This window comes from Streptomyces sp. NPDC093544, assembly GCF_040683495.1.
Lineage (GTDB): Bacteria > Actinomycetota > Actinomycetes > Streptomycetales > Streptomycetaceae > Streptomyces.
Genome location: NZ_JBFBEA010000002.1, coordinates 18,943 through 41,987, shown reverse-complemented (window position 1 = coordinate 41,987; position 23,045 = coordinate 18,943). Strand labels below are relative to the sequence as shown.

Below are 23,045 nucleotides of genomic sequence, written 5' to 3'. Positions count from 1 at the left end.
CACCACTGACGGACGCGTCTAGGAGCCGGCCCGTTCCTTCTCGGCGGCCTCAGCTGCCGCGACTTCCTCTGCGGCCCCGGCAGCCTCAGACACCTCGGTCACCTTTTCGGCTTCGGCTTCGGCCTCGGAGGTGGCCTTCACGACCTGCTTCTGTGCCTGCTCGGCTTCCTTTTCGGCTTCCTTCTGCGCCTGCTTCTCGGCCTTCGCCGCCTCCGCGATCTGCCGCTTGGCGGCCGTGGCGTAGATGTCGACGTACTCCTGGCCGGAGAGCTTCATGATTTCGTACATGACCTCGTCGGTCACCGCACGCAGCACGAAACGGTCGTGCTCCATGCCGTTGTAACGGCTGAAGTCGAGCGGCTTGCCGATACGGATTCCCGGGCGCATCAGCTTGGGCATCACCTTGCCCGGCGGCTGGATCTTCTCGGTGTCGATCATCGCGACCGGGATGACGGGCGCGCCACTGGCGAGCGCCACGCGCGCGAGGCCGCCGGGTTTGCCGCGGTAGAGACGGCCGTCGGGCGAGCGGGTGCCCTCCGGGTAGATGCCGAACAGCTCACCGCGCTCCAAGACGTCGATTCCGCTCTTGACGGCCGCCTCGCCCGCGCCACGCGCACCGGAGCGGTCCACCGGGAGCTGGCCGACGCCCTTGAAGAAGGCGGCGGTCATCCGGCCCTTGATCCCGGGTGTCGTGAAGTACTCGGCCTTCGCGATGAAGGTCACCTTGCGGTCGAGGACTGCGGGCAGGAAGAACGAGTCCGAGAACGACAGATGATTGCTCGCCAGAATGGCGGGGCCCTCGGCGGGGATGTTCTCGAGGCCTTCCACCCAGGGCCTGAAGGCGAGCTTCAGCGGCCCTCCGATGGAAAACTTCATTGCGCCGTAGATCAACCGAGTGCCTCCTGTGTCGTAGCTCAGACCTTAACCCGGAGCACTGTCAAAGGCCCCGACGACCCTGGTCGGTGTCAGTGCGGTCGCGTACGGTGAAGTACGCCTCGAACTCCCGGGGTCGTGTCTTGCTTCCGCCGCTTGTCCCATTCCGCCCGTCTCATGAACAGGAGACCGAAGGTGCCGGTCCTGCCTGGAGCCGAGCCGTTCCGCCATGAAGGCGGAGAGGTCGGCGTCCTCCTCTGTCACGGTTTCACCGGTTCCCCGCAGTCACTGCGCCCCTGGGCGGAGTATCTCGCCGAGCGTGGTCTGACCGTCGCGCTGCCGTTGCTGCCCGGGCACGGCACCCGCTGGGAGGACATGCAGCTCACCGGCTGGCAGGACTGGTACGCCGAGGTGGACCGCGAACTGCGCGCCCTCCGCGAGCGGTGCGCGCAAGTCTTCGTCTTCGGCCTGTCCATGGGCGGCGCGCTGACCCTGCGGCTCGCCGCGAAGCACGGGGACGAGGTGAGCGGCATCGTCGTCGTCAACCCTGCGATCAAGGTGCACGGCCTGGCGGCGTACGCCCTTCCGGTGATCCGGCACGTCGTCCGCACGGTGCCCGGCATCACGAGCGATATCGCCAAAGAAGGCAGCGTCGAGGTCGGCTACGACAAGGTGCCGCTGCACGCGGCGCACTCGATGCGGAACTTCTACCGGCTGGTCGACGGCGAGCTGCCCCAGGTCACCCAGCCCCTGCTGCTCCTGCACAGCCCGCAGGACCATGTGGTGCCGCCCGCCGACTCGGCGCGGATCCTCAGCCGGGTGTCATCCACGGACGTGACGGAGATCCTGCTGGAACAGAGCTACCACGTCGCGACGTTGGACCACGACGCGGACCGGATCTTCGAGGAGAGCTACGCGTTCATCGGCCGGCTCGCACCCAGTGTCGGCAAGGAGTCCGACGCGGGTCGACCGGTTCAGCAGGAAGGGACGGCCACGGGTGGCTGAGCACGAGGCGGACCGCGACGATTCCGAGGAGAAGGGCGTGCCCCTGGGCGATTCCCTCGGTGAGTCCCTCGGCGATGAGCAGAGCGTGCCCTTCGACGAGGAGGCCGCGTGGCAGGCGATCGTCTCCGGGTACGGCGAGGAGCCCAAGGACCCACCGGGCGCCAAACCGTTCAAGTCGGTGGAGGACCTGGCCCTTCTCGAACCCGAGACGAACGACAGCGACAAGGGAAGCAAGGACAACGAGGACGACAAGCCCACCACCGCACCCGGGGACGCGACCGAGGACACGACCGGGGACAAACCCTCACCCGTGAAGCCCCTGGGCAGCTCGGTCGCCTTCGCCCCCGGCGTCGCCGGCCCGCGTGACTTCCAGACGCCCGAGCCCGCCGACGAGGACTTCGAAGAGGACGACGAGGGCCACTTCGTACCGCCCGAGCCGCCCCCGCTGCCCGCGGCCGACACCACGGCCAAGTTCGCCTGGCTCGCCGTCCTCGGCGGCCCCGTCCTGCTCCTGCTGGCCATCCTTCTCAGCTGGGACATGACCTGGTGGCTCGCCACCCTCGGCATCGGCGGCTTCCTGGGCGGCTTCGCCACGCTGGTGACCCGTATGAAGAGCGACGACGAGGACGGGGAGGACCCGGGCCGGGGCGCGGTGGTCTGACCCCGCGCCTAGCCAACCGGTACCCTGAGGGCGGCCAGCACCGGAAGGTGATCGGTCGCCCTCGCAAGGTCGGCCTCCGCAACACCCGGGAGGCCCAGCGGCACCCCGCACCCCAAGACCTCCACGCCCTCCGTGGCAAAGATCGCGTCGATCCGCTGGCGAGGATCCACCGCGGTGGAGGTCAGCTCACCGCCCCAGGGCCGGGTGGTCCAGCAATCCTGAAGGGCGGCGCCAAGGCGCTTGAAGGTGCGCCCGTCCGGCCGCTCATTGAGATCGCCACCCGCGACAACATGAGGCGTGCCAAGGCCCGCCAGACGCTCAAGCAGCATGCCGCCCTGCTCGTACCGCTCGTCCTCCCGCAGCGAGAGATGACAGCTCACCACCCCGACCCGGACGCCACCGAACCGAACGACCGCGGTGGCGAACCCGCGCCGGTGCAACCCGGGCGTGAGCGGAAGCAGAACGTCCTCAGTACGCTCGACAGTCGCCCGCAGGGAGCACAACAGCGCCGGCCCGGACGCGGTACCCCCACCCGACAGGACCACCTGCCCGGACGCCGCCGCGAGCCGCGCCAGCTTCTTCCGCCAGCGGAAGAACCGCGGAGCCTCCTGCACCAGCACAAGGTCCGGCGAACAGGCCCCGATCACCCGCGCGAGCGCGTCAGTGTCATCCCGCATGGAACGGATGTTGTAACTGAGCACCCGAACAACAGCCGAACCATCGGCATCCATACGGGAGTTGGGCAGCGACCTGACCACACTGGACGAGCTATTCGGCATGACGATCAAGATACGACAGCCACGCGCCCACGGAGGTACGCCGACACCGCCCCCGCAGCCGCCCATGCACGCCCCACGACGACGCAGCGGGCGAAAGACACCCACAAAGCGCACCGAAATGACAACGCCCGCCGCCCCCAAGAGGGGGAACGGCGGGCGCAGAGAACGCGGCACGCGAACGTCACATGATCGGATCCGGCTCCCGGGCAAGGTCCGCCGCCCCCACAAGCCCCGCCTTGTTACCAAGCTGCGCGGCAATGACGTCAGCGACGGGACGCCAATTGCCCCCCACCAGCCAACGCTTGTACGACTTACGGATGGGGTCGAGAACCAGCTCGCCCTCGTCCGACAGACCGCCACCCACGATGAAGGCGGACGGGTCGAAGAGCGAGGCCAGATCGGCAAGGCCCGCACCGGCCCAGCGGGCCAGCTCACGGTAGGAGTCCACCGCGACCGGGTCACCCTGACGCGCGGCGACCGAGATGTGCTTGCCCTCGATGCCATCGGGGTTGCCGTCCCCCAGCGCGAGCAGGATCTCCGCGTTCTCGGGGGTCGCGTTCGCCCGCTGCTTGGCGTACCGGACGAGCGCCCGCCCGGAGGCGTACTGCTCCCAGCACCCCTGCGACCCGCACCCGCACAGCAGACCGTCCGGCACCATCCGGATGTGCCCGAACTCGGCGGCCACACCGAAGTGCCCCCGGCGCAGCTTGTTGCCGATGATGATGCCGCCGCCGAGGCCCGTGCCCAGCGTGATGCAGATGACGTTCCGGTGGCCCTTGCCGGCGCCGAACTTGTACTCGCCCCACGCGGCCGCGTTGGCGTCGTTCTCGACGACGACCGGCAGCCCCACGCGCGATTCGACCTCGGCCTTCAACGGCTCCTGCCGCCAGTCGATGTTCGGCGCGAAGTACACCGTCGAGCGCTGGCGGTTCACGTATCCCGCCGCACCGATACCGACGCCCACGATCTCGTGCCCGGCGCGCGCACCCTCCACGGCGGAGGCGATGGCGTCCACGATCGCCTGCGGCGTGGTGGGAGTCGGCACCTTGTGGGTCGAGAGGATGTTGCCTTCCTCATCGACCACACCGGCCGCGATCTTCGTGCCGCCGATATCGACGCCGATGGTGAGTCCCATGAATCCCTCAGTTTCGGTCGAGCCCCGCTACGGCCAACCGTACCCGAGCTGCCATTAGTCCAAGTCGATGCGTTCCCCTGGACCGGTGCCCTCGTCGCGAGGGCCCGTGTCCCGGGTCGTCCAGCGCCGTTCCTGTGCCTCGACGGCCGACCGGTAGGCGGCGAGCAGCTCGGAGCCCGCGGTCGCGAGGTGGTCGAAAACATCGGGGTTGCGCTCTATGACGGGTTCGACGGCGGCCTTGGCCTGCTGTACGACCTGGTTGACCACCTGCTGGGCGGCGCCGCCGGCGACCGCCCCGAGGAGCGGCGACTGCAGTCCGGACAGCTTCTCGGCGACGACGTCGACGAGCTTGCGCAGCTCATCGGCGGCCGAGCCGGGCGGTGTGCCGTACTGGGCGCGGCGACGGGCCTTCTCCGCCGCGAGATCCTCGGCCACCGCGTGCGCCCAGGCGTCGGCATCGACGTCGGCCGCACGGACTTCGCCAGCCGCTTCCTGAGCGGCGTCGGACGGCGTGCGCTCTTCGCTCATGGCGGTTCTCCTGACTACGTTTCGTCCCTCCGACGTTACCCGAACGGAGGTACGCAGTTCACCGTGTCCGCGGCCACAGTCCGGGGTCCGGCGCGAATCGGATCCTCAGTTCGCCCTCGCGCAGGGCTGCGCCGTCCACGGTGCAGCGCCGCAGGGCCGACGGCAGCGGCATGATCCGGCGGAACTGTCCGACGGTGACGACGAGTTCGTCGCCGCGCCGGATCAGGTCCAGCTCGTCGCGTATGGCGCCGGGCAGCGGGATGTGCCAGACGAGGACGCCCTCGTCGGCGAGGCGGTCCTCGAGAGGCCACTCGACGGGGGGCGGCGTCTCGTTGACGACACCGGGTACGGGGAGCGCGGCGAGGTCGTGGGCGCCGCGCGGGTCGTGCCCGCGGTGCGGGACCTCGTGCACGTCGTACGTCTCCTGCCACTCGTCGAGGCCCTTGCGCTGCTGGGCGGCGAGGGCGGCGAGCCAGGTGTCGTTCGTGGCACCCGGCAGCACACGGTTCGCGACCAGGGCGTCGACGGAGAGGCCGCGCAGGGCGAGGGCGGTGCCGGCGGCGCGTACGGCGTCGGTGCCGGCGGGACCCGGCTCGGCTACCAGCCGTACGGTCGTGGCGCGGTCCTCGACGACCGCCTCCACGGCGGCCAGTTCGAGGTCCCAGCGGGCCGCCGTCTCGTACAGCCACTCCGCGGGCATCGGGATACCCGCGAGGCGGCCGAGGACGGGGCGCAGGGCGCGGGCCGCCTGGCGTTCCGCCGGGAGCAGGCGGCGCAGGTAGCGGCGGAGTTCCTCGGGGAGGGAGAGGAGGGCGAGGGCCTGCGGGGTCGGGGGAAGGTCGACGACGAGAAGGTCGTACGTGTCCGAGGTCGCGGCGTCGCGCAGGGCGCGGAGCAGGGCGAGTTCCTCGGCGCCGGGGAGGGGAGTGACTTCCTCGGCGTCCAGGCGGGTGGCGCCGAGCAGGTCGAGGGCGGTGGTGGCGCGGTCCTGGAAGGCGGTGAGGTCGGCGCGGAAGTGTTCGGTGGCGTCGGGGCGCCAGGTGGTGAGGTTGTCGCCCGCCTCTGCCGGGGCGAGCCCTGTCCGTACGCCGAGGGCGGCGCCCAGGGTGTCCGTGCGGTCGGCGCTCAGTACGAGGGTGCGGGTGCCCTCTCGGGCGGCGTTCAGCGCGGTGGCTGCGGCGACGGTGGTACGGCCGGAGCCGCCGGGGCCTGTGATCAGGATGGTGCGCATGAGGGTGAACGGTACCTGGGCTGGCGGGGGCGCCTTGGCGGGGCTTCAGTGCAACCCCGTTTGCATGGCAGCCGGCGCCCGTGCCGGCGTAGAGGCGTTTTTTCGCCCCCTCCGCCCCTACCCGTCCCTTGTTCCTGGGGGCTCCGCCCCCAGACCCCCTATCGCGCTGAACGCGCTCGTCCTCAAACGCCGGACAGGCTGAAAGATCTGCAGCGCCGGCGGACGGGCTGGTCGTCTACTTGGTCTCCTCCACACGCTTCTTCAGGCCCGCCAGCGCGCGGTCGATGATGACCTTCTCCGCCTTGCGCTTGATCATGCCGAGCATGGGGATCTTGACGTCGACCGTCAGGAGGTAGGTGACCTGGGTGGCGCCGGTGCCCGCGGGCTTGAGGATGTACGAGCCGTCCAGGGAGCGGAGCATCTGGGACTTGACCAGGGTCCAGGAGACCTCGTGGTCGCCGGTCCAGGTGTAGCCGAGGGTCTGGTCGTCCTTGATGGCGCCGGCGTCCATGACGAGGCGCACCTGCTCGGCGCGGCCCTGACCGTCCGTGGCGAGTACCTCCGCCTCCTTCACCTCGCCGGTCCAGTCCGGGTAGCGGGCGAAGTCGGCGATGACCGCCATGACATCAGCCGGTGCCGCCTCGATCGTGATGCTCGAACTGGTGTGTTCAGCCATCGCCGTGGCTCCTCCAGATACGGTCCGGTGAGGGAGGGTGGTGCGCACGTGTGTGCAGCGTGAAGGCTACCGCGCAGCGGACGGGGCTCCGTCACCCGTACCGGTCAGGAGGCGGCTTCGCCCCTCACCACTCCAGGGCCCACGGCCGCCCGGAGCCCGCGAAGTGCCCCACGTTCACACACTCGGTCGCCCCGATCCGCATCCGCCGTGCCAGCGGCTGGTGGACGTGGCCGAAAAGCGAGTAGCGGGGCCGCGTACGGCGGATCGCGTCCAGGAGAGCCAGGCTGCCGCGTTCGAAGCGGCGCGCCACCGTGTCGTAGACCAGTTCCGGCACCTCGGGCGGGATGTGGGTGCACAGCACGTCGACCTCGCCGACGGCCTCGATCTTCGCCGCGTACTCCTCGTCGCTGATCTCGTAGGGCGTACGCATAGGGGTCATCAGTCCCCCGCCGACGAAGCCGAAGGTCCAGCCGCCGATCTCCACCCTTTGGCCGTCGAGCACCGTCGTACCGGGTCCGGCGTATTCCGGCCACAGCGTCGGCATGTCGACATTGCCGTACGTCGCGTACGTCGGTGTCGGGAAAGCGGCGAACAGCTCGGCGTACTGCTTGCGCACCGCCTTCTCGATGGCGGTCGCCCGGCCGGTGCCGATGCCGGACCACAGCCGGGCCCCGAGGTCCCGCGCCTCCTCGAAGCGGCGGGCGGTGCGCAGCTCGACGATGCGGTCCGCGTTCTCGACACCGAAGAGGTCGGGGAAGATGCCGCGCGAGTGATCGGCGTAGTCGAGGAAGAGCACGAGGTCACCGAGGCAGATCAGCGCGTCCGCGCCGTCGCCGGCCCTGGCCAGGTCACGGGCGTTGCCGTGCACGTCACTGACCACATGAACGCGTGTCCTGCCGTTACCGCCTGGTGTGGGTGCCATGACGATCAAGGGTAGGCGTGTGCGGCATACGTGAACAGGAGCGGGCCGGACCAGCGGTTACTGGCCAGTCCAGAAAGCCGTGGACTACTGTGCGCCAAGGAATACCAACCTGTGTGACACGGCGAACATCTCGTCCGACCCCCCTGTCGAAGAAGCCATACCGACGGGTAACGTCCGGGCAGTCCAGTCGTACTCAGGATTTCAACAGTGATCTCCCTGGGTGCCTGCCCAAGCCTTGGACCGCACCGTCGCAGCACACAGAGTCGTGGCGTCGGCGCCCAATGAGGAGCAGCAGTCTTGCGCGAGTTCAGCCTTCCGGCTTTGTACGAGGTCCCTGCGGACGGAAACCTGACCGACATCGTCCGTAGAAACGCCGCGCAGCATCCCGACGTCGCCGTCATCGCCCGCAAGGTGGGCGGCACGTGGACGGATGTCACCGCCACCGTCTTCCTCGCCGAGGTGCGGGCCGCTGCCAAGGGTCTGATCGCGTCGGGCGTGGAGCCCGGTGACCGGGTCGCCCTGATGTCCCGCACCCGCTACGAGTGGACGCTCCTCGACTTCGCGATCTGGAGCGCGGGCGCGGTCACCGTGCCGGTGTACGAGACCAGCTCGGCGGAGCAGGTGCAGTGGATCCTCAGCGACTCGGGCGCGACCGCCTGCGTCGTCGAGCTGGACGCGCACGCGGCCACTGTGGAGTCGGTGCGCGACCGGCTGCCCGCGCTGAAGCAGGTGTGGCAGATCGAGGGCGGCGGCGTCGAGGAGCTGGGCCGCGCGGGCAAGGACATCACCGACGAGGCGGTCGAGGCGCGCAGCTCGCTCGCCAAGGCCGACGACCCGGCCACCATCGTCTACACGAGCGGGACGACCGGCCGCCCCAAGGGGTGCGTCCTCACCCACCGCAGCTTCTTCGCCGAGTGCGGCAACATCGTGGAGCGACTGCGCCCGCTGTTCCGTACGGGCGAGTGCTCGGTACTCCTCTTCCTGCCGCTCGCGCATGTCTTCGGGCGTCTGGTCCAGGTCGCGCCGATGATGGCGCCGATCAAGCTGGGTCTCGTTCCCGACATCAAGAACCTCACCGACGAACTGGCCTCGTTCCGGCCGACGTTGATCCTCGGTGTGCCGCGCGTCTTCGAGAAGGTCTACAACTCGGCGCGCGCAAAGGCGCAGGCAGACGGCAAGGGCAAGATCTTCGACAAGGCGGCGGACACGGCGATCGCGTACAGCCGCGCGCTGGACACCCCCGCGGGCCCGTCCCTCGGTCTGAAGCTCAAGCACCGGACCTTCGACAAGCTCGTCTACAGCAAGCTGCGGGCCGTGCTCGGCGGCAAGGGCGAGTTCGCCATCTCCGGCGGCGCCCCGCTCGGCGAGCGCCTCGGCCACTTCTTCCGCGGCATCGGCTTCACGGTCCTGGAGGGCTACGGCCTGACCGAGTCCTGCGCGGCCACCGCCTTCAACCCGTGGGACCGCCAGAAGATCGGCACGGTCGGCCAGCCGCTGCCCGGTTCGGTCGTGCGGATCGCGGACGACGGCGAGGTGCTGCTGCACGGCGAGCACCTGTTCAAGGAGTACTGGAACAACGAGGCCGCGACCGCCGAGGCCCTTGCCGACGGCTGGTTCCACACCGGTGACATCGGCACGCTCGACGAGGACGGCTACCTCAGGATCACCGGCCGCAAGAAGGAGATCATCGTCACCGCGGGCGGCAAGAACGTCGCCCCGGCCGTGATCGAGGACCGTATCCGGGCGCACGCGCTGGTCGCGGAGTGCATGGTGGTCGGCGACGGGCGCCCGTTCGTCGGCGCGCTGATCACCATCGACGACGAGTTCCTGGGCCGCTGGGCCGCTGATCACGGCAAGCCGGCCGACTCCACCGCGGTGTCGCTGCGCGGGGACGCGGATCTCCTTGCCGCGATCCAGAGCGCGATCGACGACGGCAACGCGGCGGTGTCGAAGGCGGAGTCGGTAAGGAAGTTCCGCATCCTCGACTCCCAGTTCACTGAGGAGTCGGGGCATCTCACGCCGTCGCTGAAGCTCAAGCGGAACGTGGTGGCGAAGGATTACGCCGCCGAGATCGAGGCGATTTACCGGGGCTGACGCCCCAGCGACGGAGTCCCGCCGTAGGGGCGGGGGTTTGATGACGACCCACCGGCCGTGTGTGGCTGGTCGCGCAGTTCCCCGCGCCCCTTCAGGGCGCCCCCCGCAGAAGCGCGCCTCCAGGGGCGCGGGGAACTGCGCGAGCAACCCACAACCACCCGCAGTCGCCGAGGGCCAGAACGCGACACCCCCGCCGGCCCTACAGCAACTCCCGCAACCGCCCCGCCAGCAGATCCCAGCGCCACTTCTCCTCGACCCACTCCCGTCCCCGCTCCCCCATCCGGCGACGCAACTCGGCGTCGCCGAGGAGGGCGGTGACACGGTCCGCCGCGTCCTCCGGCGAGCCGCCGCGCACGACCCACCCGGTCTCACCGTCCAGCACCGCGTCAGGCGCCCCGCCGGAATCACCGGCGACAACCGGCAGCCCCGTCGCGGACGCCTCCAGATACACGATGCCGAGCCCCTCCACGTCGAGCCCGCCGCGCCGCGTACGGCAGGGCATCGCGAAGACGTCACCGGCGCCGTAGTGCGCGGGCAGCTCCGACCAGGGCACCGCGCCGGTGAAGCGGACCGAGTCGGCGACACCGCTCTCGTGCGCGAGCCTCCGCAGCTCCTTCTCATACGGCCCGCCTCCGACGATCAGCAGCACCGCCTCCGGCTCCTGGGCCAGGATGCGCGGCATCGCGAGGATGAGGGTGTCCTGCCCCTTGCGCGGGACGAGCCGCGAGACGCAGACCACGACCGGGCGGTCGGTGAGCCCGAGCCGGGCGCGGACCTCGTCACCGCCGGAGCCCGGGTGGAAGGTCTTCTCGTCGACGCCGGGCGGCAGTTGGACCATCCGCGCGGCCGCCTCGGGGGTCAGCGCGCCGGCGATCCGGGAGCGCGTGTACTCCCCGAGATAGGTGATGGTGTCGGTGGACTCGCCGATCCGGCGCAACAGCCCACGCGCGGCGGGCAGTTGGGCCCAGCCGGCCTCATGCCCGTGGGTGGTCGCCACGAGCCGCCGCGCGCCCGCCCTGCGCAGCGCGGGTGCCATCAGGCCGAGCGGGGCCGCCGCCCCGAACCACACCGACGTACAGCCGTGTTCCCGCAGCAGTCCGACCGCGCGCCGGGTGGCGGCCGGGGTGGGCAGCAGCATCGTCGTGCGGTCCCGTACGACGGTGAAGGGCTGCTCCGCGTCGAAGGCGGCCGTCGCCTCGACGCCCTCGCGGCCCCGCTTCCAGGTCGAGGCGTAGACGACGAGCTGCTCGGGGTCCAGGCGCAGCGCCATGTTGTGCAGAAACGCCTGGATGCCGCCGGGCCTGGGCGGGAAGTCGTTCGTCACGATCAGGGTCTTGTGCATCGTGTTCGACACTATCGAACCTATACTCACAGCTCCGTACGGCCGCGCTTGATGGCTCCCGCACAACATCGCGCGCCATCATGACCCCGCCAAAACTCATCCGCGGAGCATCGTCGGCTCGCGCGAGATCCGGACGAACGAGGGCCAGGTACGAATGACGGGCGCAAAGGGGGCGAGGTTCCCGTACGCGTTGACGGGAATCTGGGGCCTGACAAGGCTGGTACTGCTGCTCTTCGTCTTCAAGATCCTCATCTTCCCGGGCCCGGACGTCACCAGCGATGTCTCCGTGATCTACCAGGGCTGGTACGAGGTCCTGCGCACGGGCACCTTCCCGTTGGACGACGTCACCTGGCAGTACCCGCCGGCCGCCGCCCTGCCGATCCTCTCCCCCGGCCTGCTGCCCTTCCTCGACTACGCGTACGCCTTCTTCCTGCTGGCCTTCGTCGCCGACGCCGTGGTGTTCGCGCTTCTCCAGTACGCGGGACGGCGCTCCGGGAGGTCGCTGCGCGGCGCCTGGGTGTGGGTGGTGGGCGCACCGCTGCTCGGGCCGACCGTGTACGCGCGCTACGACGTCATGGTGACGGCCGTCGCGGTGGCGGCGCTGCTCGCCGGGGCGCGTCATCCGCGCGTGATGGGCGCGCTGGTGGGCTTCGGGGCGATGCTGAAGGTGTGGCCGGTGCTGCTGCTCGTCGGGGCCGTCAGGCGCCGTGCGTGGGCCGCGGCGGCGGTCTCCGCGGCGGGAATCGCGCTGCTGTTCGCGGTGTCGATGCCCGGCGCCTTCGCCTTCCTGACCTTCCAGCGCGACCGCGGCACCGAGGTGGAGTCGCTCGGGTCCCTCGTCTTCCATGTGGCCCAGCAGTACGGCTGGGACGGCCAGGTGCTGCTCAACTACGGCTCCGTGGAGTTCGTCGGCCCGGGCGTCGACCTGGTGAGCACGCTGGCGCTGGTGCTCACCGCGGTCGCCTTCGGCTGGCTGCTGCTGTGGCGGCTGTGCGCCAAGCGGTTCCTGACGCACACGCTCGCCGACGCCGCGTTCGTGGCGGTGCTGATGTTCACGACCACGAGCCGGGTGATCAGCCCGCAGTACATGGTGTGGCTGGTAGGGCTCGCGGCCGTCTGCCTGTGTTTCCGCGCCAGCCGGATGACCGTGCCGGTCGGTCTGGTGCTGATCGCGTCGTTCGTGACGGTCCTGGAGTTCCCGATCTGGTTCTCGCACGTCGTGGTCAGCGACGGTCTTGGCGTGACCCTCCTGTTCGTCCGCAACGGCCTGCTGGTGATCGCCGCCGTGACCGCCGCGGTGGCCCTGTGGCGCGACACGGTGTCCGAGCCCGCCCCGGCGCTCCCCGCTCAGGCGTCCCGCACCAAGGAGAGCCAGCCGTCCTCCTGACGGCACTCAGCACAGGCGGAGCGGAAGCAGCCCGCGGACGGAGAGCTGAACACGCCCCGCAGCCGCCCGAGTTGCACCTCCCGGATCTCAGCCGAGCTGTGCCCGCAAATACTCCCGCCACTGCTCCGTGAACTTCTCCGGCGTCGTGTCCAACACGTCCCGCAGCGCGTCCTGGACCGCCCCCGCCCGCTTGTCGTGCCCGCCCACGGCCCGGTAGAAGTCGTTGAGGCGGACCTCGCCCCAGCGGTCGGCGATCAGCCGGCAGGCCAGCCAGCCGCCCTCGTACGCCTGCGCCAGCTGCGCCGCGTCCCCGGTGAACCCGAAGTCCTCGTCGTCCGGCAGTGCGGCCGGCACGTGCCCGTCGGTGACTGCGCGCTCCAGCTCCGGGGCGATCTGCGCGGCGGTGCGCCCGCTGCCGAGGTAGCCGACCCAGTCCGCGTAGCCCTCGGAGAGCCAGAGAGGTGTGGCGGCGGTGGTGTGGGCGCGGGTGGCGACATGCGTGGTCTCGTGGGTGAGGACGACCTGTTTGCCGAAGTCGCCGAGGACGCCGTACGCGTCGGGGTTGATGATGATCCGGTCCGCGGGCGCCTTCGCCGAGGCCCCCGCCTCGCCGGTGGTGACCGCCGCGATGCCCTGGTACCCGGAAGCCGGAGCGCCCAGCAGCCCCGCCATGCCCTCCACCGACCTCGGTACGAGCACGACGTCGTGCCCCGACCAGTCGGTGCCCCACGCCTGCGACACGGCGGGCACGGCACGGTCCGCGAGATCCGCGTAGGCGCGCAGGCGCTCGTCCGACTGGCCGACCCCCATCACGAGGCTGTGCTCGCCCCGTACGACCGTCACCGCGCCCTGGTCCCACAACTGCTCGCTCGCGTCCTTGGCGGGCTTGTCGGAGGCGACGTACCACTTGCCACCGGTGCGGGTCAGGCTCAGGGTGCGGGCGGACGTCACGGGTGCCTTGTCGTAACCGTCGACGCGGTAGCTCAGCTCGGCGTCGGCGGTGGCCCGGTCGCCGGAGCGGTGGAAGCCGGTCACGCGGTACGACCAGGCCGCCAGCGGCACCTCGCGGAGATTCCCGAACTCGGTGAGGGGGGTGCCCGTTTGTTCGGTGGCCCGGTACGCCGGCTCGTCCCGGTCGAGGACGGCCGCGGCCCGCCGGTCGAGGACCCGCTGCACCTCGGCCGCCGCCGCGTCCGGGACGGCGGAGCCGCCGCAGCCGACCAGCACGGCGAGCAGCAGTACCAGGGTGAGCCCCGCTCGCGACGCGTGTCTTCGACCAGCCACGTTCCCGATCGTACGGTGACTTCGCGCGGGGTCAGACCCTGGTGACCGACGAGACGGGCATCATGCCCACGGGGTCGTAGCGGACGGGCGCACCCGGGTAGGGCGCGTGGATCACCTGCCCGTTGCCCATGTACATCGCGATGTGGCTGGCGTCGTCGCGGTAGGCGATCAGGTCGCCGGGTTGCGCCTGGGAGAGCGACACCTGCCGTCCGGCGTACCGCTGGGCCTGCGAGGTGCGCGGCAGACCGACCCCGGCCTGCCCGTACGACCACTGCATGAGGCCCGAACAGTCGAAGCCGCCGGGCCCGTTGGAGCCCCACACGTACGGGCGGCCGAGCGCGGAGCGGGCCGCGGCGACGGCGGCGGCCGCGCGCCCGGAGGCCGGGGCCGTGCCCGCGAAGTCGGGCATGTCGGCGCGCCCGGAGCGCGACGCCCGGTCATAGGCGGCCCGCACGGAGTCCGGCAGCGCGTTGAGCAGCTGCCGCGCCCTGGTCAGCTTCCGCTCGACGGTGCGCTTGTGCTCGGCGACGGCCTTGCGGCTCTCCTCCAGCTCGGCGAGCTTGCCGGTGGCCTCCTCGCGATGCTGGGCGAGGTCGCGCATGGCGGACTGGAGCTCCTTGAGTTCACCGGCCTGGTGGGCGTTGATCCGGTCGAGCACGACGGCCTTGTCGAGGTAGTCGTCCGGGTCGTCGGAGAACAGCAGCGCGAGGGACGGGTCGATACCGCCCGAGCGGTACTGGGCCCCGGCGAGCGAACCGAGCGCGTCGCGCATGGTGTTGATCCGCTCCTGCTGCCGGGCGATCTCGTCCTGGGCCTCACTCACCTCCTCGCGCAGCGAGTCGGCGCGCTCGTCGGCCTTGTTGAACGCCTCAGTGGCCTTCTCGGCCTGCGCGTACAGGCGGTCCACCTCGGCCCGGGTGTCGTCCTGTGGCACTCCGACGGCCGGTACGGCACCGAGAGCCGCGGCGGCGGCGGACATCACGCAGACGGCGAGACCGGCGGCGCCGGCGCCCCGGTCGAAGCCGGTCGCTGCAAAGCGGCGATGGGACCCCACGAGTAGCCGCTCTCCCTTCCGCTGACACTCCCCCGGAGTTGGAGGAAACGCGGCCGACAGTAGCCGTGCGACTACGCACTGGCCAAAGACCCCGGCGGGCACACAACGTGACACCCCGCCGGAGACGCAGGTCACCGACGGGGTGTGGGGTCAGCTGGAGTCACCGCGATTCGCCCGTTCGGGCGGCGTGGCGACAGCCTCCGCGGAGCGCGTGCGTCAGATCCGGACGCCGAACTGGAAGGGCATGTTGCTGATCGACTCGTAGCGCACGACCGTGCCGGAGCGCGGGGCGTGCAGCACCTGGCCGTTGCCCGCGTAGAAACCGACGTGGTGCTGGTCGCTGTAGAAGATGACCAGGTCGCCGACCTGGAGGTCGCTCTGCGAGTAGATCCGGGTGCCGGCACTGGCCTGCGCCTGCGAGGTGCGGGGTATGGACACACCGGCCTGGGCGAAGGCCCAGGAGGTCAGACCCGAGCAGTCGAACGAGGAGGGGCCGGAGGCGCCGTAGACGTAAGGCGAGCCGAGCACGGACTGTGCGGCGGCGTACGCGGAGCCGGCCCGGCCCGAGGCGGGAGCGCCGGAGCCACTGAGGGCGGCGGTCTGCGCGGCGGTGCTGGCCTGCGCCTCCTTCGCGTCAAGGGCTGCCTGCTGCGCGGCCGTGAGGCTGTTGAGGAGCGTGTTCGCCTCGGCGAGCTTGGCCTGAACTTCCTTCTTGTTCTTGGCGAGCTCGGTACGCGTCGAGGCGAGGTCCTTGAGCTTCTCGGAGGCTTCCGAACGCTGCTGAGCGAGCGAACGCTGCTTCTCCTGGACCTTCTTCAGCGTCTCGACCTGCTGATTGCTCAGCTGGTCCATCGTGGACGCCTTGTCGAGATAGTCGTCCGGGTCGGCCGAGAGGAAGAGCTGCACGGAGGGGTCGATGCCGCCGGTGCGGTACTGGGCGGTCGCCATCGAACCGAGGCCGTCGCGCAGGTCGTTGAGCTCCTCCTGGCCGCGGGCCACGTTGTCCTGAAGGGTGTCGATCTCCTTCTGGAGCTTGTCCTGCTTCTCCGTGGCCCCGTCGAGCTTCTCGGTGGCCTGCTCGGCCTCTTCGTGGAGCTTGTCGACCTGGGACTTGACGTCGTCCACGCTCGGCTTCTCACTCGGCGCGGCGTTGGCGGCGTTCGCGCTGAGGACCACGGCGGCGGCCGCGGCGGTGGTGAGCACGGTCACACGGGTGCGGCTCGGCTGCTTGGGTCGACGGTGGGACGCCACGAAGGCGAGCTCCTTCTTCCTCCAGCCGCCTGCCGATCACTCCGACGGGCGGGGCCCCCTCCACCGTCACTCCCAATGAGTGATCACCCGAGCGGAGGTTCGAGGCCTGACCCTAGTGACCTTCTTGTGATCAGTTCAAATCCTGAAAGGAAAAATCTCGGTCACCGAGCGTTTCTTTGCCGACAACTCACATGCAGTAATGCGCACTTGACACTACGTTGCGTGAAAGCCTCACCAATCCGGGCATCACACCCAGACGTTACGCATGACACTTAGGTTGCCTATGGGGCGTACGCGGCATCCGGTCAGCCGCGCGAGAAGCGCTTGAGGAGCACCACCGAAGCCACCGGCCGCGCACCCGCCTTGGCGATCCCGTCGGCCACCTCACGGTCGGTGGAGACGACGATGACCGGCCGCCCCGGCGGCTCGGCGCGCACCAGCTGGCGGATCAACTCGTCCGCCGTGACACCGGGCTTGGAGAACAGCACCCGCACCCCGCGCGGCGGCGCGAGCAGCACCGGCGCGGCCAGCTCGGCCCCGTCGAAGACACAGGTCACCTCGGCCCCGGTCTGCGCGGCGAGCTGCGAGAGCTGCCCGAGCAGCCTGAGCCGCTGCTTCTCCAGCGGCATCTGCGGATAGCCGGTCTTGGTGACGTTGTAGCCGTCGACCACCAGATGGGCCTGCGGCAGCGCGAGCAGCTGGTCGAGGATCGCCGGGTCGTGTTCGGACAGGGCCCGGGCCGCGATGTCCTTCGGCGTCATCCGTCCCGGTTCGACCGCGTCGACCGTCTCGGCGGGCCGCACGGACACCGGCGGCAGTGCGAGCTCCCGCCGCAGCCCCTGCGTGGCCTCAAGCACCGTGTCGAGCAGCAGTCGTACGCGCATGTCCTCGACGCTGCGACCCTCGCGCGTCGCTCTCCGCGTCGCCTCCAGGGCCGCCTCGGCCTCCCCGAGCCGCGCCTTGAGCCGCCGGGTCTCGCTCTCGGCGGCGGACAGCTGGGCCTGCCCCTCCGCCCGTGCGGTGTCCGTCTCGGACTGGAGCTTGCGCACGGCCGCCTCGCCGCGCTTGACATCACTGAGGGCGCCGCGCAGCTTGCGGTGAAGCGATTCCGCTTCCTTCTTCGCGGACTCCAGCTCCGTACGCAGCCGCTCGGTCTCCGCCTTCGTCTGGCCGCGGGCCTCCTCGAGCTCCTGGCGCAGCCGCTCCAGCTCCGCCCGGCTCTCCTCGTCGGCGCGCTCGGCATCCGCTCGCAGGGCCTCCTCGCCCGCGGCGGCCACCAGCTTCACCCAGCCCGTGGGGCGCAGCACGTAGGCCGCGGCCGCCACGTCCAGCGGATCCGCGGCCGGGGGCGGCGCGCCCGAGTCGAGCGCGCCGGTCAGCTCCGACTGCGCCTCTCTCAGCTTCTCGGCGATGCGCTGTCTGAAGAGGGGGTCCGTCTCCAGCGCGGCGGCCATCGCGTTACCGGCGAACTTGGCCCGCCGGTTGGGCGCGAACCGCGCGAACTGCCGCAACTGCGTGGGCAGTTCACCGATGGTCAGCCCGCCGAAGCCGTCGGAGACGATCTGTACGACCCGCCGGCGCACACCGTCGGGCAGCGGACGGTCGAGCACCTCGGCGGTGCCGTCGTCCGGCTCCCCGCCTGTGGTCTCCACCATCCGTCACCCCATTACCTGTGCGGGGCCCACTCCCTCAGGAGCCGGCGCCCGGCCTGTCCACGAGTTCCACCTGGTCCAGCGCGTTGCACCAGCGACACCGCACCGACTCGATGGTCTCACTGACCACCTCGCGCTCCTCGACCTTGGGTTCCCCCGCGAGGTCGAGATGCACATACTCGACGACCTTCGACGAACGGGTCACGTCGAAACGTGTGAGGTTGCCGCAGAGCGTGCAGCGCCACCGGGTCTCGGCAGTCGGGAGGGGAACCGTCATGTGGTGTCGTTTTCCTTCTGATGTCCGTACCGCGCCAGTCTCCCTGGCGTGTATGGCTCGTAACCCTAAGGCCTGGCGGGTACTCGACGCTCGGCCGTCCACTGCGGCGAGGCGCTCTGTGCGCATCCGTCCTATTACGCCATGCTCTGCACCATGATCGGCAACTGGAGTACGACGGTCGGCAGGGCGGTACGGAGTCAGTCGGCACCGGTGACGTACGGGCTGATCATCCTGTCCTGCCTGATCTTCGTGATCGGCCCGGCGTCCGGCCTCAATCCGGTGTACGGCACCGGGGACGAGCTGCTGGCAGCCCAGCGGGCCTACTTCCGGCGCTGGGGTGTGGTGCCCTCGGAACTCTTCACCGGAGACCCGCGTGCGGCGCTCACCCTCGCCACAGCCCTGTTCATCCACGGCGGCTGGCTCCATCTCCTCGGCAACATGCTCTTCTTCTACGTCTTCGGGACGATGACCGAGGAACGGATGGGCCACGTCGAGTTCGCCCTCTTCTATCTGGGCTGCGGCTGTCTCGCCCTGCTGGGCTACGCGGTCGCCAACGCGGAGTCCCAGCAGACCCTGGTCGGCGCCTCCGGGGCGATCTCCGCGGTGCTCGGCGCGTTCCTGTACCTGTTCCCCAAGGCCCGGGTGACCAGTCTTTTCCCGTTCCTCTTCTTCCTGCCGCTGCGCTTCCCGGCCTGGGTGGTGCTGCCCTTCTGGGTGACCCTGCAGTGGCTGGCGGCGGGCCGCGCCTCCACCGGCCCCGGCGTCGCCTATCTGGCCCACCTGGTGGGCTTCTCCCTCGGCTTCGTCTACGCGTGGGTGCGTTTCGGCCGGACGACTAGAGTGAAAGCCCCAGCCGCGGCCCCCGAGGGAGAAAACCAGCCGTGATCACCGCGATCGTGCTCATCAAGACCAGCGTGGACCGGATCCCCGAGATCGCGGAATCGATCGCCGCCCTCGACAGCGTCAGCGAGGTCTTCTCCGTCACCGGCACCTACGACCTGATCGCGATGGTCCGTGTGAAGGCCCACGACGACCTGGCGGACGTCATCCCCGGCAAGATCAGCAAGATCCCGGGCGTCGAGGGCACGGACACCCACGTCGCGTTCCGCACGTACTCCCAGCACGACCTGGAGGCGGCGTTCGCGATCGGGCTCGACGGCTGAGAGGCCGCGGCCGAACGCGAAGCCCCGGCTGTCAGGCGCTGACGTCCACCGCGGCGATGCCGCCCCCCGAGGGAACGTAGAGGCGACTGCCGCTGAGCACCGGGCTGTGCTGGTCGTCGCCGGTGGAGGCGCCGAGTGCCTCGCTCCACAGCGGCTTGCCGTCCAGGCCCAGGGCGCACAGGACGAGCCCGCTTCGCACATAGATACGATCTCCGGCCACCACCGGTCCCGGCAGCCAGTCGCCGCCGATCTCGTACGTCCACGCGGTGGAGCCGTCGGCCGCCTTGATCGCGTCGACGGTGCCCTGCCCGGTGGTGATCGCAAGCGACCGGTTCCCGGCGACCATCGGCCCGCTGCCCTCCCCCTGGGTTTCCCACAGCAGCTCACCGTCGGGGCTGAACGCGTGCCGGGTCGTCTCTCCGCCCGACTCGGCGACGAGGATGTCGCCGACCAGCGCCGGCCGGCCGACGTCGAGGCCCGCGGGGACCGACCAGATCCTGGTGCCGTCGTCGGCGTTCAGGGCCACCAGGTGGTCGCCGAAGGTGCCTGTGTAGATCACGTCACCCGCCACCAAGGGGGTGCCGTTCGGACCGGCGGGGGTGGACGCGTTCCACAGCACGGAGCCGTCGGCCGCGTAGCAGCGGAGCCCTCCCTCGTCGGTGTCGCCGGTGGCCACCAGCACGCCCTCACCCGCCAGAACCGGCGGGTTGTAGCCGTTTTCGCCGACGGTCTTGGTCCATATGAGCTTGCCGTTCGCGTTCACCGCGCACAGCCGGCGCCGTACCCTCTCCTGGTCCCAGGCGACGCAGAAGATCCCGTCCGCGGTGACGACGGGCGTCGACACCTCCTCGCCGAGCGCGACCGCCCAGAGCCGCCCGCCCGCACGGGACAGGGCGTGCAGCTTGCCGTTCGCGTCCCCGAGGTAGACGACTTCGCCGTCCGGCGACATGGCGACGCAAGGTCCGTACATGCCGCCGAGCCCGGCGGCGTCGTACTGCCAGGCGAGGGCGGCTGGACTCTCCACGCCCGCCGCGGACGCGGTCTGAGGGGATTCCGGGGACCCGGCTCCTTGCGTTCCGCTCTCCCGCCCGGGCCGCCACAGCCCCCAGCCGGCTCCCCCGGTGGCGGCAACCACCGCCCCACCCGCGACAGCCGTCAACAGCCCCCGCCGCGAACGCCGTTGGGGTTCCGGTATGCGGTCCGGCGCCGAAGCGCCCGTGACCGTCGCCGGGGCGATGTACTCGACCCGGCTCTCTCCCTCGCCCGACTCGCGCTCCGGAAGCCACCGTTCGTCCCCCGCGACCGTCGCCGGTGCGGAGGTGAGCCACCCCGGCCGCAGAGCCGCCCGCAGGGAGGCGGCCGAGTGTCCGGCGGCCTCGACCACTTCCTCGGGGGTGGGCCGGTCCCCGGGCTCCTCCCGCAGACAGGCCTCGACGAGCGGAAGCACACGCGCAGGAACCCCGGAAAGATCGAAGTCCCGCGTCACGATGCGCAGCAGGATCACCGAGTCCTGGCCCTCCCCGAAGGGCTCGCGGCCACTCGACGCGTACGCGAGCACGGCGCCCAGCGCGAAGACGTCGCTCGGCGGCCCCACCTCGGAGCCGTTGCGGATCTGCTCGGGCGAGACGTATCCGACCGAGCCGACCAGGGTGCCGGTGCGGGTCATCGCCGTCGCCTCCAGCGCCCGTACGATCCCGAAGTCGATGACTCGCGGACCGTCCGGCGCCAGCAGGATGTTGGACGGCTTGAGGTCGCGGTGCACCATGCCCTTGGCGTGGATCGCGGCGAGGGCCTCGCCCAGTGCGGCCGCGAAGGTGAGCACCGCGTCCTCGGGCAGCGGCCCGCCGTCGAGCACCGCGTCGCGCAGGTTCGGCCCGTCGACGAACTCCGTTGCCATCCAAGGCCGTTCGCCCTCGGGGTCGGCATCGACCACCCGCGCGGTGTACGTCCCGGTCCCGCCGACGGTCTGCGCGGCCCGCACCTCCTGGCGGAACCGGGCGCGGAAGGTGCGGTCCTCCGCGTGCTCGGCCCGCACCACCTTCACGGCCAGCCGGAGCCCGGCCCGGGACTCGGCGAGATAGACCTCGCCCATGCCGCCCGCGCCGAGCCGCCCGAGCACCTCGTACGGACCGATCCGCCGTGGATCCGTCTCCCGCAGCGCCTGCACTCCCCGTGACTCCCCTGTTCGCCGTACGGCCGCCGAAGGGGAGCGTATACGCCGTGCTCCTGTCAGGCGATCACACCGCCGGGACGCAACGCCCGTCCTCCGTGCGGTAGTTCCACTTCGCGCCGTCCCGGACGAGCTCCTTGACCGCGCGCACGAAACGCTCGACGTGCTCGTCCGGCGTGCCGGCGCCGAAGCTGACGCGGATGGCGTTGAGGGACTTCTCGCCGGGCGCGGCCTCGGGGGCGCCGCACTCGCCCTGGGTCTGCGGGTCGCTGCCGAGGAGGGTGCGCACCAGCGGGTGGGCGCAGAACAGGCCGTCGCGCACTCCGATGCCGTACTCGGCGGACAGCGCGGCCGCGAAGTGCGAGCTGTTCCAGCCCTCGACGACGAAGGAGATGACGCCGACACGCGGGGCGTCGTCGCCGAAGAGCGAGAGGACCCTGACCTCGGGCACCTCGGCGAGACCCGCGCGGACCGTCTCGATCAGCTGCTGCTCGCGGGCGACGAGCGTGTCGAAACCCGCCTCGGTGAGCGCCTTGCAGGCGGACGCGATCGAGTAGACCCCGATCACGTTCGGCGAGCCGGCCTCGTGCCGGGCGGCGCTCTCGTGCCACTCCACGTCCACGCCCCCGTCCGTACGCCGCGACACCTTGCGGCTGGCGCCGCCGCCCGCCAGGTACGGCTCGGCCTCGAGCAGCCAGTCGGAGCGGCCCGCGAGGACACCGGAGCCGAAGGGGGCGTACAGCTTGTGCCCGGAGAAGGCGACCCAGTCGACGTCGAGGTCGCGCACCGACACCGGGTGGTGCGGGGCGAGCTGCGCGGCGTCGAGGACGATGCGCGCGCCGTGCGCGTGCGCGGCGGCGGCCAGCTCACGCACCGGCCACAGCTCACCGGTGACGTTCGAGGCGCCCGTGACGCAGACGAGGGCGGGACCGTGGGGGTCGCGGTGGCTGAGCGCGTGCTCCAGGGTCGCGACGGCCTCCTGCGGCGTACGCGGGGCGTTCAGGTACGTCACCCGCGCGTCCCGCCAGGGCAACAGCGAGGCGTGGTGCTCGGTCTCGAAGACGAAGACCTGGCAGTCGGCCGGAAGGGCGGCGGCGAGCAGGTTGAGCGAGTCGGTGGTCGACCGGGTGAACACGACCTGGTCGCCGTCACGGCAGTCCAGGAACTCGGCGACGGTGGTGCGGGAGTTCTCGAAGAGGTCGGTGGAGAGCTGGGACAGGTACCCGGCCCCGCGGTGCACGCTGCCGTAATAGGGGGCGTACGCGGCCACGTCGTCCCACACACGCTGGAGGGCCGGGGCGCTGGCGGCGTAGTCGAGGGCGGCGTACGAGACCTCGCCACCGGTGACGAGCGGGACGGTGACATCTCGCCCCAACACGGGCAGAGGCGTACAAACGGTCTGGGCGGCGGCAACGGTGGAGACAGACATGGCGAACTCCTGTGAGACGCAGGGAAATCACCGCGCGAGCCGGTCCATGGAAGTGGCGCTCAGCGCGGCAAAAGGTGAAAGGGATAGGCGGAAAAGGGGCTCGACGCCCTATCGCATTCGCTTGCTCACAGA

At 70.6% G+C, this 23,045-nt stretch carries 21 protein-coding genes; 6 read left to right on the top strand and 15 right to left on the bottom strand.

Annotated features, from left to right (window positions below):
* Window positions 1–18: 18 nt before the first annotated feature.
* Window positions 19–876 carry a lysophospholipid acyltransferase family protein gene (locus AB0N66_RS02505; protein WP_365427430.1) on the bottom strand — a complete coding sequence of 286 codons (858 nt, stop codon included), beginning with the start codon at window positions 874–876 and terminating at the stop codon, window positions 19–21.
* 192 nt (window positions 877–1,068) lie between these two features.
* Here AB0N66_RS02505 and AB0N66_RS02500 point away from each other — a divergent pair, with 192 nt between their 5' ends.
* Both AB0N66_RS02500 and AB0N66_RS02495 read left to right on the top strand, forming a co-directional pair.
* Window positions 1,069–1,878 (top strand): alpha/beta fold hydrolase, encoded by an 810-nt coding sequence (locus AB0N66_RS02500; protein ID WP_365427427.1) that lies wholly within the window; start codon window positions 1,069–1,071, stop codon window positions 1,876–1,878.
* 37 nt (window positions 1,879–1,915) lie between these two features.
* Window positions 1,916–2,539: a hypothetical protein gene (locus AB0N66_RS02495; RefSeq protein WP_365428443.1), complete on the top strand. Its 624-nt coding sequence runs from the start codon at window positions 1,916–1,918 to the stop codon at window positions 2,537–2,539.
* 8 nt (window positions 2,540–2,547) lie between these two features.
* Here AB0N66_RS02495 and AB0N66_RS02490 read toward each other — a convergent pair whose 3' ends face one another.
* From AB0N66_RS02490 to AB0N66_RS02465, 6 genes are all read right to left on the bottom strand, one after another.
* Window positions 2,548–3,318: an endonuclease/exonuclease/phosphatase family protein gene (locus tag AB0N66_RS02490; protein ID WP_365428440.1), complete on the bottom strand. Its 771-nt coding sequence runs from the start codon at window positions 3,316–3,318 to the stop codon at window positions 2,548–2,550.
* A gap of 181 nt (window positions 3,319–3,499) precedes the next feature.
* Window positions 3,500–4,453 (bottom strand): ROK family glucokinase, encoded by a 954-nt coding sequence (locus AB0N66_RS02485; protein WP_365427424.1) that lies wholly within the window; start codon window positions 4,451–4,453, stop codon window positions 3,500–3,502.
* Window positions 4,454–4,507: 54 nt separating this feature from the next.
* On the bottom strand, window positions 4,508–4,981 hold the full coding sequence (locus AB0N66_RS02480) for a DUF5304 domain-containing protein (protein WP_365427421.1): 474 nt from the start codon (window positions 4,979–4,981) through the stop codon (window positions 4,508–4,510).
* Between the two features lie 58 nt (window positions 4,982–5,039).
* On the bottom strand, window positions 5,040–6,212 hold the full coding sequence (locus AB0N66_RS02475) for an ArsA-related P-loop ATPase (protein WP_365427418.1): 1,173 nt from the start codon (window positions 6,210–6,212) through the stop codon (window positions 5,040–5,042).
* 235 nt (window positions 6,213–6,447) lie between these two features.
* Window positions 6,448–6,888, bottom strand: coding sequence for an SRPBCC family protein (locus AB0N66_RS02470; RefSeq protein WP_365427415.1), 441 nt, complete (start codon window positions 6,886–6,888; stop codon window positions 6,448–6,450).
* Between the two features lie 124 nt (window positions 6,889–7,012).
* Window positions 7,013–7,810 carry a metallophosphoesterase gene (locus tag AB0N66_RS02465; protein WP_365427412.1) on the bottom strand — a complete coding sequence of 266 codons (798 nt, stop codon included), beginning with the start codon at window positions 7,808–7,810 and terminating at the stop codon, window positions 7,013–7,015.
* 297 nt (window positions 7,811–8,107) lie between these two features.
* Here AB0N66_RS02465 and AB0N66_RS02460 point away from each other — a divergent pair, with 297 nt between their 5' ends.
* Window positions 8,108–9,904: an AMP-dependent synthetase/ligase gene (locus AB0N66_RS02460; protein WP_365427409.1), complete on the top strand. Its 1,797-nt coding sequence runs from the start codon at window positions 8,108–8,110 to the stop codon at window positions 9,902–9,904.
* Between the two features lie 199 nt (window positions 9,905–10,103).
* Here AB0N66_RS02460 and AB0N66_RS02455 read toward each other — a convergent pair whose 3' ends face one another.
* Complete coding sequence (locus tag AB0N66_RS02455; RefSeq protein WP_365427406.1) at window positions 10,104–11,246, bottom strand: glycosyltransferase family 4 protein; 1,143 nt, start codon at window positions 11,244–11,246, stop codon at window positions 10,104–10,106.
* Window positions 11,247–11,400: 154 nt separating this feature from the next.
* Between AB0N66_RS02455 and AB0N66_RS02450 the strand changes: the two genes are divergently transcribed.
* Window positions 11,401–12,633: a glycosyltransferase family 87 protein gene (locus AB0N66_RS02450; protein ID WP_365427404.1), complete on the top strand. Its 1,233-nt coding sequence runs from the start codon at window positions 11,401–11,403 to the stop codon at window positions 12,631–12,633.
* Window positions 12,634–12,720: 87 nt separating this feature from the next.
* Here the strand turns inward: AB0N66_RS02450 and AB0N66_RS02445 are convergent, their stop codons facing one another.
* The 5 genes from AB0N66_RS02445 to AB0N66_RS02425 form a co-directional block, all read right to left on the bottom strand.
* Entirely contained in the window at window positions 12,721–13,917 is a 1,197-nt protein-coding gene (locus AB0N66_RS02445) for a hypothetical protein (RefSeq protein WP_365427401.1), read from the bottom strand.
* A 31-nt stretch (window positions 13,918–13,948) separates the two neighbouring features.
* Entirely contained in the window at window positions 13,949–14,971 is a 1,023-nt protein-coding gene (locus tag AB0N66_RS02440; RefSeq protein ID WP_365427399.1) for an NlpC/P60 family protein, read from the bottom strand.
* 216 nt (window positions 14,972–15,187) lie between these two features.
* The gene (locus tag AB0N66_RS02435; protein WP_365427396.1) at window positions 15,188–16,222 is read right to left on the bottom strand and encodes an NlpC/P60 family protein; all 1,035 of its coding nucleotides are present in this window, start codon (window positions 16,220–16,222) and stop codon (window positions 15,188–15,190) included.
* Between the two features lie 305 nt (window positions 16,223–16,527).
* Complete coding sequence (locus AB0N66_RS02430; protein ID WP_365427393.1) at window positions 16,528–17,877, bottom strand: NYN domain-containing protein; 1,350 nt, start codon at window positions 17,875–17,877, stop codon at window positions 16,528–16,530.
* A 34-nt stretch (window positions 17,878–17,911) separates the two neighbouring features.
* Window positions 17,912–18,151, bottom strand: coding sequence for a hypothetical protein (locus tag AB0N66_RS02425; RefSeq protein WP_266465096.1), 240 nt, complete (start codon window positions 18,149–18,151; stop codon window positions 17,912–17,914).
* A 153-nt stretch (window positions 18,152–18,304) separates the two neighbouring features.
* On the opposite strand from AB0N66_RS02425, the gene AB0N66_RS02420 reads away from it, so the two are divergent.
* On the top strand, window positions 18,305–19,036 hold the full coding sequence (locus AB0N66_RS02420) for a rhomboid family intramembrane serine protease (RefSeq protein WP_365428437.1): 732 nt from the start codon (window positions 18,305–18,307) through the stop codon (window positions 19,034–19,036).
* A complete protein-coding gene (locus AB0N66_RS02415; protein WP_266465093.1) occupies window positions 19,033–19,314 on the top strand; it encodes an Lrp/AsnC ligand binding domain-containing protein in 282 nt (93 codons plus the stop codon). Before AB0N66_RS02420 ends, AB0N66_RS02415 begins: the two co-directional genes overlap by 4 nt.
* A gap of 31 nt (window positions 19,315–19,345) precedes the next feature.
* On the opposite strand, the gene AB0N66_RS02410 is transcribed toward AB0N66_RS02415, so the two are convergent.
* Together AB0N66_RS02410 and AB0N66_RS02405 are read right to left on the bottom strand one after the other, a co-directional pair.
* Window positions 19,346–21,481: a serine/threonine-protein kinase gene (locus AB0N66_RS02410; protein ID WP_365427390.1), complete on the bottom strand. Its 2,136-nt coding sequence runs from the start codon at window positions 21,479–21,481 to the stop codon at window positions 19,346–19,348.
* Window positions 21,482–21,551: 70 nt separating this feature from the next.
* Complete coding sequence (locus tag AB0N66_RS02405; protein WP_365427387.1) at window positions 21,552–22,913, bottom strand: aminotransferase class V-fold PLP-dependent enzyme; 1,362 nt, start codon at window positions 22,911–22,913, stop codon at window positions 21,552–21,554.
* Window positions 22,914–23,045 lie beyond the last annotated feature (132 nt).

What these genes read in the sequence shown, in the direction of transcription:
- AB0N66_RS02485 (WP_365427424.1), bottom strand. Translation starts at nt 4,453, where the DNA reads ATGGGACTCACCATCGGCGTCGATATCGGCGGCACGAAGATCGCGGCC.
- AB0N66_RS02405 (WP_365427387.1), bottom strand. Translation starts at nt 22,913, where the DNA reads ATGTCTGTCTCCACCGTTGCCGCCGCCCAGACCGTTTGTACGCCTCTG.
- AB0N66_RS02470 (WP_365427415.1), bottom strand. Translation starts at nt 6,888, where the DNA reads ATGGCTGAACACACCAGTTCGAGCATCACGATCGAGGCGGCACCGGCT.
- AB0N66_RS02420 (WP_365428437.1), top strand. Translation starts at nt 18,305, where the DNA reads ATGATCGGCAACTGGAGTACGACGGTCGGCAGGGCGGTACGGAGTCAG.
- AB0N66_RS02490 (WP_365428440.1), bottom strand. Translation starts at nt 3,318, where the DNA reads ATGCCGAATAGCTCGTCCAGTGTGGTCAGGTCGCTGCCCAACTCCCGT.
- AB0N66_RS02430 (WP_365427393.1), bottom strand. Translation starts at nt 17,877, where the DNA reads ATGGTGGAGACCACAGGCGGGGAGCCGGACGACGGCACCGCCGAGGTG.
- AB0N66_RS02505 (WP_365427430.1), bottom strand. Translation starts at nt 876, where the DNA reads ATGAAGTTTTCCATCGGAGGGCCGCTGAAGCTCGCCTTCAGGCCCTGG.
- AB0N66_RS02465 (WP_365427412.1), bottom strand. Translation starts at nt 7,810, where the DNA reads ATGGCACCCACACCAGGCGGTAACGGCAGGACACGCGTTCATGTGGTC.
- AB0N66_RS02480 (WP_365427421.1), bottom strand. Translation starts at nt 4,981, where the DNA reads ATGAGCGAAGAGCGCACGCCGTCCGACGCCGCTCAGGAAGCGGCTGGC.
- AB0N66_RS02450 (WP_365427404.1), top strand. Translation starts at nt 11,401, where the DNA reads ATGACGGGCGCAAAGGGGGCGAGGTTCCCGTACGCGTTGACGGGAATC.
- AB0N66_RS02425 (WP_266465096.1), bottom strand. Translation starts at nt 18,151, where the DNA reads ATGACGGTTCCCCTCCCGACTGCCGAGACCCGGTGGCGCTGCACGCTC.
- AB0N66_RS02455 (WP_365427406.1), bottom strand. Translation starts at nt 11,246, where the DNA reads ATGCACAAGACCCTGATCGTGACGAACGACTTCCCGCCCAGGCCCGGC.
- AB0N66_RS02475 (WP_365427418.1), bottom strand. Translation starts at nt 6,212, where the DNA reads ATGCGCACCATCCTGATCACAGGCCCCGGCGGCTCCGGCCGTACCACC.